Below are 13,600 nucleotides of genomic sequence, written 5' to 3'. Positions count from 1 at the left end.
TTTTGCCATAGAGTCGCTTAGCCGCGTTTTCTGACCAATCGGAGACTGATATAGTCGCATACATACTCATAGGCGTCCTGCGCGCACATTTCATCGACCGCTTGCGTGACTCCGGGCAGCTCCGCCCACTCGTATCCCGGACATTCCCTGTAGGAATAATCGTGGAAAGCGATGATCCCGCCGGGTACGACACGGGAGGCGTAATGAATGATATCGTGAACAACGCCTTCATAGCTGTGGTCCCCGTCAATGAACAAGGCCGCGATGGCTTCCGGACAATCTGCGTACGCCTCCTGGCTGGGCTTCTTGATCACGTTGACGACAGAGCCGATACCGGCTTTTTGAATATTGGCTTTAAACCCTTCTTCGTATGGGGCCAATGCAGGATGGGAGAAAGGATCGATCGCCCAAACCGGGCGCTTTTGCGTAGTCAGAAGCTGACTGCCTTTGGCCAACGCAATCGTGCTTTTTCCCTTGAAACTGCCGATCTCCACAATGGCACCCGGTAGATGATCGACCCATGCGGGAAGCTGCAGCAGCCCCATGATCTCCAGATCCATCAGGAAGCCTTCGGTTCCTTTTACGGTTTCGAGCAGTTGAGAGATACGGACGTCTCGATGTTCCTCCAAAGTTGAATCGCGCTCCTTTAATCGGTTTTGTTCTTTGATTTCCTTCTCATATTCGTTTACGAACAACAGCCGGTTCTCCTCGAAGCCCGTTAAATCCGCGACTCCGCAATCATGCAGCGCCCAAGGCTCGGCCTGAAAGGGAATCGCGATCTCGTACCCGGCCCGGCGAAACTCCATGCATTGAGACAAGTCGTAATAGTGCCAGCCTTTGAAGAGGTCCTCGCGCCAGTTAAGGTCGTACTGCGTTATCATCAGCAAACCGTCCACGGCAGCAACCCGTTGAAATGCGCTTTCGCCGTTTTGCTGAAAGGAGAGTAGCTCCATCTTGCCCGAATGGCTGCCATACACCAGACCGTAATTGTCGTCGGATTCCCACCACATTCCGCTCTGGGGAAGTTTGGCGGTTCCGATCATGCCGATGAGTCCGATCTGCGGATGCCGTTGGAAAAGAGGGAGAGCATCCTTGATGAATCGCCGATTGAGGATGTGAACGTCTTGGTGGAGATAGACCTTGTATTTCGCTTCCGTTCTTCCCATCGCTTCATTGTAGCCGGACGTCATGCTTGCGGCGTCGAATATTCCCAATATTTCAATTTCATAGCCCTCGGGAACTTCAAGTTCTTCGATGTGCCGAAGCGATGTTTTCCATGCCTCCCGGTCGTTGACGCAAAAAATAAAGCTGATTTTTTTCTCGTTCAAATGACACGCCTCGGCTCTCGGTTCATTTATCCTGAAGATTCGTCCTATGGACGGGAATAAACCTGGAATTGGCAATAACGATCGTGGACAAACAGAGCTTCCAAGTCTTGTTTGGATTTCCATTCCTGATAGGGATGGCCGCTGTCTGCGTAAACGTCCCAAGTGAGGTGAACGGCTTGGCTGAGCTTCGTTTTTCCCCATTTTTTCCCGAGAACATGGTGACAGTAATGATGCATCGGGATATCCAAAATCGAATTCCCCGTTTGTCGGGAATAGTCCAAATACTGAGCGAATTCCTTTGCTCTCAGCAGGAGGAGATGGAACCCGGTCACCGTCTCCACATAATCGGGGTGAACGTGGAAATCGCCCGGAATCCACGACGTCGCATCCGGGTAGTTGTTCAATGGAAGATTGTGCATGCTTAAGCTCACTCCGCATGCAAACAGCTCCGGATGCCGATCCAAGATGTTCAATTGTTCGGTTAGGAAATCGGAATGAGGGACGATCAAGTCACCGTCCGTCAACATGAGATAATCGCTGGCCGACGGTTCGATCAGCCCGTGTTCAAACGCGATCCGATAGGCATTCATCGTAATATTTTCGTCAAACAGCACATAACGCTCGATTTTTGAATCGTTCACGAGACTCTGCAAATAGGGTTTGATCGTCGAGTCGGTGTGGATACTCTTATTCTCGAGAACGGTGATGGCTAGACGATCGGAATAAGGCAGCAGAAACTCCATCGTGCTGACAATAATTTCGGCATTATAATAAAACAAGACCACGCATGGTATTCTGGATTCCACGATTCCCCCTCATTTCTGACTGTTATTCATCAGTCCCGTTCGATCCATTATATGCAAGTCCGGTATCCTGGAAAGGGCGAAACGGAAGGGAAGGCTGTCCAAAAAAAGGGAAAATGCATAAAATGGCTGGCCAGAAGCACTCTAGATGTGAAAATTTTGGAGGAGGGGTTATGTTGACCGAGAACCAAGGGACTTCTATAGGGCAAGATGTGCGCCGTGACACCTTGACGACGCGACAGGGTCATCCGGTGATGGACAACCAGAATCTCAAGACCGTCGGCAATCGGGGACCGGCCACGCTGGAGAATTATCATTTTATAGAGAAGATTTCGCATTTCGACCGGGAAGAGGTCCCGGAGCGGGTGGTCCATGCGCGCGGATCGGGAGCGTTCGGCTATTTCGAAACTTATGGGAAAGTCGGAAACGAGCCTGTAGAGAAGTATACGCGGGCGAAAGTTTTCTCCGGTGCCGGGAAGCGTACGCCGCTGATGGTCCGGTTCTCCACCGTAGCCGGGGCAAAGGATTCGCCGGAGACGGCGAGGGATCCGCGCGGTTTTGCAGTAAAAATGTATACGGAGGAGGGGAATTGGGATCTGGTGGGGAACAACCTGAAGATCTTCTTCATTCGCGATGCGATGAAGTTCCCCGATATGATTCATGCATTCAAGGCGGATCCGGCATCGAACACGCCGAACCCGCAGCGAATGTTCGATTTCGTGTCCCGCACGCCCGAGGCCACGCACATGATTACGTTCCTGTTCTCTCCGTGGGGGATTCCCGCCACCTACCGCCATATGCAGGGGTCCGGCGTCAACACCTACAAGTGGGTCAACGACAAAGGCGACGCGGTACTGGTGAAGTATCACTGGGAACCGAAGCAGGGGATCCGCAATCTGACGCAGGAGGAGGCCGCCTCGATCCAGGCCAAGAATGTCGGTCATGCGACGCAGGATTTGTATGAGGCCATTGAGCGGGGAGATTATCCGGAGTGGGAGCTGTACGTTCAAATCATGGAGGACGGTTACCATCCGGAGCTCGATTTCGATCCCCTAGACGATACGAAGCTCTGGCCGGAAGATCGGTTCCCTTGGCTGCCGGCCGGGCGGATGGTTCTGGACCGCAACCCGGTCGATTTCCATGCGGAGATCGAGCAGGCCGCTTTCGGCACGGGCGTTCTTGTCGACGGAATGGACTTCTCGGACGATAAAATGCTCCAGGGACGCACCTTCTCGTACTCCGACACGCAGCGTTATCGCGTAGGCGCCAACTATTTGAAGCTGCCCGTGAACGCTCCGAAAGCGCCGGTTCACACGAACCAGCACCGCGGCCAAATGGATATCCGCGAGCCGAAGGAGTCCGGGGAAAATCCGCACATCAACTATGAACCGTCCCTGATCGGCGGCTACCAGGAAGCAAGCAGAGAACATCGTCCGCCGCACCAGCCTGCGTATCAAGCGACGGTAATGAGCGCCCCCATCGATCGCCCGAATCCTTACGGCCAAGCAGGCGTTACCTACCGCAAGTTTGAAGATTGGGAGCGCGAGGAGTTGATCATAAATTTGTCCGAAGCGCTGGCCGTTTGCGATTCACGCATTCAAGACGCGATGATCGGGCACTTCACGCAAGCCGATGAAGAGTACGGCCGCCGCGTGAAGGAAGGCATCGAAAAGAAAAAGAAAGAAATCGAACAAGCCAAAACGGAAGCCAAAGTTCCAGGCCGGGAAGCGGGCATTTCGAAATATGGAGAAGGCTCGTTGGATGCGAACGATGCGGCACAAGCCGCGGCGAACAAAGGCCGCGAAGCGGATCCTTACTAAGCACGAACCATGCTCCCCATTAAGATAAATGGGGAGCGTTTCAACCACTAGGATTTTACGAAAAACCAACCCGGCGATCGCGCCGGGTTTTTATTTTTGCGCGGAAGGCCGTTGAGAACTCCCATCATTCATGACCGTTCAGTCCAAGGGCGGTCGGCACGCCGTCAACCCGAGCCGGTTCGACCCGATCGAGCTCCAGCCTAAACTTTCCCTAAAGAGTTGAAAATCTTGGAATCTACTTGCAGAATCCTGCGTATCTAATAGTGATCTAATAGAATGCTCAAGGAGGCTGCAATGAGAACAAAATTATGGCTGCCGGCGGCGGCGACCGTCTTATCGCTTCTCGCGCCGACAGCGGCAATGGCTTCGGCCGCGGACGGGACATCGAACGCTTACGAAGAGACGCAGAAGGCTTCGGCGGAGAAAGCCGATCTCCTCACGAAATCTTACGGCACCACCAGCGTGCAGTACGCCCTCATCGATCATGGGCACATTGTCGTATCCGGCCAATCCGGCGTGAATGACGAGAAGGGGAAGAAGCCGCTAACGGCGGACACGATGTACGGAATCGGCTCGACGAGCAAGATGTTCACGACAACGGCCGTCATGCAGCTGGTCGACCAAGGGAAGATCGACCTGGATACGCCGGTCGTGCAGTATATCCCCGAGTTCACGATGAAGGACGATCGCTACAAGAAGATTACGCCGCGCATGCTGCTGAACCACTCCTCGGGTCTGAACGGCTCGTCGCTGACGAACGCCTTTTTGTTCGAAGACAACGATCCTTACGCGCACGATACGCTTCTGAAGCAGCTGGCCGATCAGACCTTGAAGGCCGATCCTGGCGCTTATTCCGTTTATTGCAACGACGGATTCACGTTGGCCGAGATTCTGGTCGAGAGAGTCAGCGGCATGGACTTTACCTCTTATATCCACCGGTTCATTACGGAGCCGCTCGAAATGTCCGATACGAAGACGCCGCTCGATTCGCCGAACGCATCCAAGATGGCGGGACTCTATTATCCGACTTACGAGGGACAGCTGCCGAACGAGACGGTCAATGTCATCGGGACGGGCGGAATTTATTCCACGGCGGAGGATTTGGCTCGATTCTCGCAAATCTTCACGGGGCAGGCCGAAGGGATTCTGTCCGGCCAATCGGTCGAGGCTATGGAACAGGACGAATACAAGACGCCCTTATGGCCGGACGATGCGGACAATTCGATCGGATACGGACTCGGCTGGGACAGCGTCGATCTGTATCCGTTCGGAGACTACGGCATCAAGGCGCTGACCAAAGGCGGGGATACGATCCTCTACCACGCGTCGCTCGTCGTGCTTCCCGGGGAAGATATGGCGGCGGCCGTCGTCTCTTCCGGAGGATCCAGCACGACGGACCAGCTGCTGGCGAATCAGATGCTGCTTCAGGCGCTGAAGGAAAAAGGAGAGATTGCCGATTTTAAGCCCGAGAAGTCATACGGCAAGCCGATGAAGGCGGATATGCCGGAATCTGTCCTCCAATATGCGGGAATCTACGGAGCGAGCAATCAAACGATGAAGGTCGGGATTAGCAAAGGCGGAGAACTGTCCTTGTCTACGGAGCAAGCCCCGGATTATCCGGCCGAGAAATACGAGTATGCGGCGGACGGTTCGTTCCGGAGCGCGGACGGGAATACCAAAATCAGCTTCGTGACGGAGGACAACGGCCGCACCTATTTGTGGACTCGACAGTACGCTTCGCTGCCGGGATTGGGGCAGACGGCTCTGTCGTTGTACTCTGCCGAGAAGCTTCAGCCAGGCGATCCCCTTCCGGCCGAGACGGCTGCGGCTTGGGAGCGTCGCGACGGCAAGAAGTACTACCCGCTGAATGAGAAGGATACGTCGCTGGCCTACTTGCTATTGCCGGCCATGACCTTGAACCTTTCCGAGCAATTGCCGGGTTACGTGCTGGATAAACGCATCACGGGTCCGGATACGGCCGTCTCCGAAGTGCAAATTCCGGGCATGTCCGGCCGGGACCTCGTGAATTATACCTTCTATACCCGGGATGGCGTCGAATACCTGAATGCGGCGGGAAGCGTCTATGTAAACGAAGAGGCCGTGAAGCCCATTTATATCGCCAAGAAGTCGTCGGTCACGATCCCGTCGAGCGGTTACGCCAAGTGGTACACGGTAAGCGACAAGGATGCGGGCAAGGCCGTTCGGGTGAAAACGCCCGCGAACGGCTCCGTCGCCGTCTACGATGAGAAGGGAACGTGCGTATTCTTCAGCGTGATCGGCGGCGATCGGAAGGTGGAGCTGCCGGCCAAAGGATCCGTCGTTTTCGCCGGAGATGCCGGCTCGAAGTTCGAGATTTCCCTGCAGTAATCTATTAGGAAGCAAAGATTTGCCCGCCCGGTCATTGGCCGCGGCGGGCTTATTTTATAAACTTCGTTCCAATAATGTCCCGACCTGCCTGGCCATGACTTCCGGAGGATAGGGCATACCGTTCGTGATCCACCCTTCCACAATCCCGACGTAGGCCGTTCCGACATATTGGAGGATGACCTCATCGCGTAACCCTTCGTTTTTGCCGTTTCTGTCCACTTCATCCCTATCCATAGCGCCTACGGAGAATGGGGCGGAGGAATCTTCCCGATGGTTCCGGGCCATGAAATCGCCGGAATTACAACTCCTTGGATTATGACGGGAATCCGACTTTCGGCGGTTACAGTCAGAAGATCGTCGTGACCTTTTTTTATTGCCGGCGTCCGGCCGCCATGAGGGAGAAAGGCGGATCGTTCGTTCGGCAAAAAACGGGGTTGACACGACACCAAACGGTGACCTATAATCTAAGCGTCACTAAATGGTGTCCGATCTTCAAACCCAACGGCTGATCTTTCGTATGAATATTTAGGAGAGGGTGTTGTGGGCGGGAACAACCAGTTGCGGGATGTATTTGACGCGATTGCAGATCCAACCAGACGCCGGCTGATTCGTCATCTGGCAGAGGCGGAGGAGCTGCCGCTCCATGAGTTGACGGCGCTGTTTCCCATGGGACGAACGGCAGTATCCAAACATTTGGCCGTCCTCAAGGAAGCCGGACTCGTGCTGGACCGCAAAGTCGGCAGAGAAACGCGATATCGGCTAAATGCCGCTCCGCTCAGAGAAGTCAAAGATTGGCTGGCTTTCTACAGCAAGTTCTGGAGTACGAATATGCTGCGCTTGAGCCAACTTATGGAGGAGGAAGAAGAATGAGTTTAGCATTAGCTATGGATTTTGAATTCAAGACATCGATTGAGAAGCTTTGGTCCGCCTTAACCGACTCCAACAAGCTTGCCAAGTGGGTGGTCGACATCCACAACGGACAAGCGATGGATAATGATTTCAAGCCGGTCGTCGGACATCGTTTTCAGTTCCGCACTCAGCCGTCGGAATGGTGGGACGGAATTATCGAAGGAGAAGTGCTGATCGTAGACGCGCCGAACCGGGTGTCCTATACTTGGGCCAGCGGCGGGGAGAAGCACACGGTCACCTGGACGCTGCAGGATCTAGGGAACGGCAAGGTGAACCTTCATCTCGATCAAATCGGATTCGCCAACGCTCAAGGACTCGAAGGGGCTCGGTATGGCTGGACCAAATGGTGCGGCGAGCTTGAAAAGTTGTTGGAACAATAATCGTGTGAACCGTATCGACTTAAACCGGCTGCATGTGATGTGCAACCGGTTTAAGTGTGCTTCGGACAAACCGCAGCGATGAATGGTACAATGCGAATAGGAGTAGAAAAAAACGCGACGGAAGGATGTCAGGATGAGCGAATCGAATCAGGAGTACATCGTCATCTCGGGCGCGAGAGAGAACAATCTCAAGAACGTATCCTTGCGCATACCCAAGCGGAAGATCACGATTTTCACCGGAGTATCCGGTTCCGGCAAGTCGTCGATCGTCTTCGATACGATCGCCGCGGAATCCACGCGGTTATTGAATGAGAACTTCAGCACGTTCGTGCGTACCTTTCTGCCGCGCATTCCGCAGCCGGATGCAGACGCGCTCGAAAATCTCAGCATGGCGGTCGTTGTGGATCAGAAGCGGCTGGGCGGCGGCTCCCATTCCACGATGGGCACGATTACCGACATTTCTCCCATTCTTCGTTTACTCTTCTCCCGCGTGGGCGAGCCATATGTCGGATCGGCGCATATGTTCTCGTTCAACGATCCGCAAGGCATGTGTCCCGAGTGCAACGGGATCGGGCGCAGCCTGGGCGTCGACTTGAGCAAGGCGGTGGATCAGTCAAAGTCGTTAAACGAAGGGGCGATTCAGCTTCCGGGCTATACGGCGGGCAGCTGGGATTGGAACCTGATCGTTCAGTCGGGGCCCTTCGATCCCGACAAGAAGCTAAGCGACTATACGGATGAGGAACGGGAACAGCTGCTGTACGGCAAGGCAAGGAAAGTGAAGATGGATTTCGCCGGGAAGGCGACGAACATCACCGTGGAAGGCGTTATCGAGAAGTTCAGCAACAAATACATCAGGCAGGATGTAAAGACGAAGTCCGAGCGCACGCAGCAAACAGTTGCGCCGTACATCACCGAAGGGGTCTGCACCAGTTGCCGCGGCGCGAGATTGAGCCAGGCCGCGTTGAGCTGCAAGATCAACGGGCTCAACATTGCCCAGATGTCGTCCATGGAGGTCGGGCAGCTCATCCGGATTATCCGGGAGCTTGACGCCCCGACCGCCGCTCCGGTTCTCAACTCATTGGTTGAGCGGCTGCAGCATCTGGTGGATATCGGACTGGACTACTTGACATTGGATCGGGAGACGGACACGTTATCCGGCGGCGAGTCGCAGCGGGTCAAGATGGTCAAGCACCTGAGCGGAAGCCTGGTGGATGTCACGTACATCTTCGACGAGCCCAGCGTCGGCTTGCACCCCCGCGATGTGCATCGCTTAAACGAATTGCTTCAGAAACTGCGCGACAAAGGAAATACCGTGCTGGTCGTCGAGCACGATCCCGATGTGATCAAGGTGGCGGATCATATTGTCGACGTCGGTCCTCATGCCGGCAACCGCGGCGGCAACATCGTGTATGAAGGCGGCTACTCCGGCTTGCTGGAAGCAGGTACGCTGACGGGCACCCATATGAAACGCCCGCTCCAGTTAAAGAGCGATTGCAGGCAGCCGTCCGGCAAGCTCTCCATTCAAGATGCCAATCTGCACAACCTGCGGAACGTGAGCGTCGATATCCCTGTCGGTGTGCTGACCGTCGTGACGGGAGTCGCCGGCTCGGGCAAGAGCACGCTCATTAACGATGTATTCCTCAGCCGGCATCCGGATGCGATCGTCATCGACCAATCGGCGGTAGGCGTGTCCACGCGCTCGAATCCGGCGACCTACACGGGCATCATGGATGATGTTCGCAAGGCGTTCGCCGCCGCGAACAAGGTGAACCAGGGCTTGTTCAGCTTCAACTCCAAGGGGGCCTGCGAGAACTGCCAGGGGCTCGGCGTCGTGTATACGGACCTATCCTTCTTCGAGAGCGTGAAGATGCCCTGCGAAGTATGCGGAGGCAAACGGTTCAAGGAAGAAGTGCTCGCGTACAAGCTGAACGGCAAATCCATAGCCGAAGTGCTGGAGATGACGGTGGAGCAGGCGTTGGACTTCTTTGAGCAGAAAGAGGTCGTGCGCAAGCTCCAGGCGATGAAAGACGTGGGGTTGAACTATCTTACGCTCGGCCAGCCGCTCAGTACGCTCTCGGGCGGAGAATGCCAACGCATCAAGCTGGCCAGCGAGCTGCACAAGAAGGGCAGCATCTACGTGATGGACGAGCCGACGACCGGCCTTCACATGTCCGATATCGGTCACCTGCTGGAGATCATGAACCGTCTGGTGGATAGCGGCAACACGGTGATCGTCATCGAGCACAACCTCGAAGTGATAAGCCAGGCGGATTGGATCATCGATATGGGACCGGACGGAGGCAGCAGGGGCGGCCAGGTGGTGTTCGAGGGGACGCCGTCGCAGATCGTTCATGCGGACCAGTCGATTACGGGAAGATATTTGAGGTAAAACAAAGACAGTCATTGTCATAAAAGTACAGTGGAACGGCTTTGCATCTAATCATATAATAATAGAAAGAAGCATGAGCAGCCGCGTGAATCGCGGCTTCTTTTTGTTTGGATAAAGGGGGAAGCATCTTGAAATGGAGCATGGATCCCAGGAGATTGAAGATATTCCCGAAGCTCGTGATCACTTTGCTGCTGGTCTGCATCCCGCTTTATTTGGTCAGTTTATTCATGAATCAGGCATCCTCCCGAACGGTCGAGAAGGATATCTCCGAATCCACGCAATCCCATTTGCAATTTTATGTAAACTCTTTGGAAGCCGAGATGAACCACTTAAGCAAAATGAAAAAGGATTTTCTATTAGACGATGACGTTCAAAACTTATCGACCATCGCCCCGGCCATGAACGATTACGAGATCGCGAAGAGCATTTTAAGAGTGGAGAACAGGCTTACGGTGTTAAAAGAATCCAGCGTTTATGTCAGGGAAGCGAAAATCTACATTCCTTTGTTGAATCATACGATTTACTCAAGCAGCTATGAAGCGGCTATGAACGAACAAGAGTTCCGGTTTATATCCGACCATGCGGACAAGCTTCCGGTATTTTATTTCAAACCGGACGATCGCCTGTTGATGAGCCAGATTTATCCGGACCCACTGAGCGAAGGAAGATCGCCTACGTTTGCGCTTGAGATCGATTTGTCGATTGGCAAAATCCGTGATATCCTCTCTCAGATTTCCTCCGACAAGGGGGAAGTCCTCCTTGTTTCCAACGACGGCGAATGGTCGGTGTATGAGAATCCGACCGATCCCGCAGCCAAGATGGTTTCGAGTGATCTGCTTCGGAACAAAGAAATCGCAGCTTCCGGCGAAAGATTGGTGAAAATCGGGAATCTGCCTTACTTCGTTTTTTATCAGAGCTCGTCCGTTCTGAATGCTACCATCGCCTGCTACTTGCCCGAGCAAGAAATCATGGGGCCATTGCATACCTATCGGTTGTGGTTCTGGGCACTCTCGATTTTATCTATTTTCATTATCCTCCTTTCTTCCTACTGGACGTATAGCGTCATCCATCGTCCGCTGGTCCAAATGGTTCAGGCTTTCCGAAGGGTCCAGAAGGGGGATCTCGCCATCTCCATAGAGCATCGCTGGGAAGATGAATTCGGATACCTATATGCGCAATTTAACAAAATGGCGGATCGACTGAGCACCTTGATTCAAGAAGTGTACGAACAAAAGATCCGCAATCAACGTGCCGAATTGAAACAATTGCAAGCGCAAATCAACCCTCATTTTCTTTATAACAGCTTTTTCATTCTGTACCGGATGGCCAGAGTTCAGGACCATGACAATATCGCAAGGATGACCCGGCATCTGAGCGAATACTTTCAATTCGTTGCCCGCTCGGCCGCCGATGAAGTTCCGTTGGAGCGCGAGGTCAGCCACGCCAGAGCTTATGCCGAGATTCAGTCGTTTCGATTCAGAACGCAATTGTCCATCGAATTTGGCGAATTGCCGGAATCGTGCCGGTCCGTGGCGGTGCCGCGGCTTATTTTGCAGCCGGTTTTGGAGAATGCTTTCCAGTACGGATTGGAACAAAGAGAGAAAGACGGCCTTCTCCGCGTTGCGTTCAGAGAAGAGGGAGACGGAACCGTCCTGACGGTTGAGGATAACGGAGAAATGTTAACGGAGGCGGACTTAACGGGATTGCAGGCTTTGCTTCAGCCGCAGACGTCCGATCTGGAGACGACGGGACTTCTAAACGTTCACCGGCGGCTTCAAATGAAGTTTGGAGACCAGGGAGGGCTCTCCCTGTCGCGAAGCGAGCTTGGCGGACTCCGTGTGGACATTCATATTCCGATTGCGAGGGGGGAAGGGCATGTATCGGATTTTGCTGGTCGATAACGAATCCTACATCGTGGACGGATTAGCCGAGATGGTGGAGGAGGAAAGACGCGAATTGGAGGTTTATAAAGCCTATTCGGCATCCGAGGCGGTCGATTGGCTGAATCGTACCCGAATCGATCTGATGCTGACGGATATCCGCATGCCCGGCATGTCGGGACTGGAGCTGCAGCGTCTGGTCGTCCGGCAATGGCCGCGCTGCAAAATCCTGTTTCTGTCCGGCTATAATGATTTTGCTTACGTTCAGGAAGCGATGCGTTACGGCGGAGTCGATTATTTGCTGAAGACGGATGGGGACGAAAAAATACTGGAGGCGATCGACCGGGCCGTGCAATCTCTGGAAGATCAGCTCCAGGCAAACGAAATTTTGCAGCGCGCCCAAGCTCAGGTAAGAGACACGCTGCCGCTGCTGCGCAAGGATTTCTTTTGTGACCTGCTGCATGGCGACTTGCAAGCGCTTCGCTCGCTGTCCGGTCAATTCCAAATGCTTGACGCTGGTCTGGATAGCGCGCAGCAACTGCTGTTGGTGGTCGGAAGAACGGACCGTCCGGCGCATATTCCGTCGACGGATTGGCCTCTGCTGTTATTTGCCGTCCAAAACATCGCGGAGGAATATATGGCGACTTCGGTCCGGTCTTTGTCCATTCCGTTCGACTCGAGCCGCATCGTTTGGTTCGTTCAATTGCCGGACGGCGCAAGCGAAACGGAGGAGTGGGAGCGGGCCGCTCGCTTTATCGGGGGCACGTTGGAAAGAATACAGGAAACCTGTCTGCAGCTGTTGGAACTCAAAATTTCATTCGTATTCGAATCGGAATGCGGGGCATGGCAGCAGGTTCCCGAGCGCTTCGGGGCGCTGTGCAGACACATGAACCGAAGTCTCGTTAACGGTCTCGACATGCAGCTGCTGCGGATCTCGCCGGAAAGCGAAGCCGCTTCCTCTTCGCCCTCCATCATAGGCAGGCCGACCGTTCCCGGCTATAAGCTCGAAATGCTTGCAACCTGTTTGGAAACGGGACAAAAATCGCAGTTTCTGGCGGTTCTCCATGAAATGGCCGGCGCCGCTTCTCTCCAAGATCCGGATCCGCTGGAACAAGTGTCGCTTTATTACGGCATCGTCTCTGTGCTTCTGTCCTCTCTCTCGCACGGCGAGTCGAAGGAGCTGGCGAAGCATCCTATCGATCTATGGGGACTGACTCACTACGAACAGCATCCTTCCTGGCTGGAAGCCATTGAATACTTGTCCGCTGTCGCGGAGAAGTTATTTCTCTTGCAGAACAATCGGCTCCAAAAGACGGAAAATGAAACGATCGTCAAAATCCACAACTATATTAAAAGTCATCTCGAAAACGATCTGTCCCTCACGCGTCTGGGGGAAGTGACCGGGTACAATCCGTCTTATTTATCGCGATTCTACAGTCAGACGACCGGGCAAAATCTGACCGATTACATTGCCAAAGAACGTCTTCTTCAGGCCAAAGAGCTTCTTGCCGGAAGCAAACTGAAAATAAGCGAAATCGCGGAGCGGATCGGGTTTGCGTCCGAGCACTACTTTTACCGTTTCTTTCGGAAAGCGACGAATGTATCCCCTCAGGAATATCGAGAATGCGTAAAGCGAGGACAGTCCATGTAATGCATGGACAGTAGAGCCGCTTACACGTTCTTTTTATAATCAAAACGTAAGCGAAAATAGGAAAAAGGGGGCA

Annotated in this window: 9 protein-coding genes and 2 pseudogenes; 8 read left to right on the top strand and 3 right to left on the bottom strand. The window is 53.9% G+C overall.

The window, feature by feature from the left end; all coding sequences use genetic code 11:
* Nucleotides 1-17 precede the first annotated feature (17 nt).
* Nucleotides 18-1,328 carry a glycosyltransferase gene (locus H7C18_RS26700; protein WP_185132174.1) on the bottom strand — a complete coding sequence of 437 codons (1,311 nt, stop codon included), beginning with the start codon at nucleotides 1,326-1,328 and terminating at the stop codon, nucleotides 18-20.
* Between the two features lie 44 nt (nucleotides 1,329-1,372).
* Entirely contained in the window at nucleotides 1,373-2,134 is a 762-nt protein-coding gene (locus tag H7C18_RS26695; RefSeq protein ID WP_185132173.1) for a hypothetical protein, read from the bottom strand.
* 170 nt (nucleotides 2,135-2,304) lie between these two features.
* Here H7C18_RS26695 and H7C18_RS26690 point away from each other — a divergent pair, with 170 nt between their 5' ends.
* Entirely contained in the window at nucleotides 2,305-3,951 is a 1,647-nt protein-coding gene (locus H7C18_RS26690) for a catalase (RefSeq protein WP_185132172.1), read from the top strand.
* A 294-nt stretch (nucleotides 3,952-4,245) separates the two neighbouring features.
* Entirely contained in the window at nucleotides 4,246-6,318 is a 2,073-nt protein-coding gene (locus tag H7C18_RS26685) for a serine hydrolase domain-containing protein (protein WP_185132171.1), read from the top strand.
* A gap of 54 nt (nucleotides 6,319-6,372) precedes the next feature.
* Here the strand turns inward: H7C18_RS26685 and H7C18_RS26680 are convergent.
* Nucleotides 6,373-6,534: pseudogene (locus tag H7C18_RS26680) on the bottom strand (TetR-like C-terminal domain-containing protein); the annotation flags it as partial.
* Between the two features lie 12 nt (nucleotides 6,535-6,546).
* Between H7C18_RS26680 and H7C18_RS26675 the strand changes: the two are divergent.
* The 6 genes and pseudogenes from H7C18_RS26675 to H7C18_RS26650 form a co-directional block, all read left to right on the top strand.
* Nucleotides 6,547-6,683 (top strand): annotated as a pseudogene (locus H7C18_RS26675) (alcohol dehydrogenase); the annotation flags it as partial.
* A gap of 175 nt (nucleotides 6,684-6,858) precedes the next feature.
* Nucleotides 6,859-7,188: a metalloregulator ArsR/SmtB family transcription factor gene (locus H7C18_RS26670; RefSeq protein ID WP_185132169.1), complete on the top strand. Its 330-nt coding sequence runs from the start codon at nucleotides 6,859-6,861 to the stop codon at nucleotides 7,186-7,188.
* Nucleotides 7,185-7,607, top strand: coding sequence for an SRPBCC family protein (locus H7C18_RS26665; protein ID WP_185132168.1), 423 nt, complete (start codon nucleotides 7,185-7,187; stop codon nucleotides 7,605-7,607). Before H7C18_RS26670 ends, H7C18_RS26665 begins: the two co-directional genes overlap by 4 nt.
* A gap of 133 nt (nucleotides 7,608-7,740) precedes the next feature.
* Complete coding sequence (locus tag H7C18_RS26660) at nucleotides 7,741-9,996, top strand: ATP-binding cassette domain-containing protein (protein WP_185132167.1); 2,256 nt, start codon at nucleotides 7,741-7,743, stop codon at nucleotides 9,994-9,996.
* A 176-nt stretch (nucleotides 9,997-10,172) separates the two neighbouring features.
* Entirely contained in the window at nucleotides 10,173-11,897 is a 1,725-nt protein-coding gene (locus H7C18_RS26655; protein WP_185132166.1) for a histidine kinase, read from the top strand.
* A complete protein-coding gene (locus H7C18_RS26650) occupies nucleotides 11,872-13,527 on the top strand; it encodes a response regulator (protein WP_185132165.1) in 1,656 nt (551 codons plus the stop codon). Before H7C18_RS26655 ends, H7C18_RS26650 begins: the two co-directional genes overlap by 26 nt.
* The last annotated feature ends 73 nt before the right edge of the window (nucleotides 13,528-13,600 follow it).

The organism is Cohnella zeiphila (genome assembly GCF_014212055.1).
Classification (GTDB): Bacteria; Bacillota; Bacilli; order Paenibacillales; family Paenibacillaceae; genus Cohnella; species Cohnella zeiphila.
This window is presented reverse-complemented; position numbering and strand designations above follow the sequence as displayed.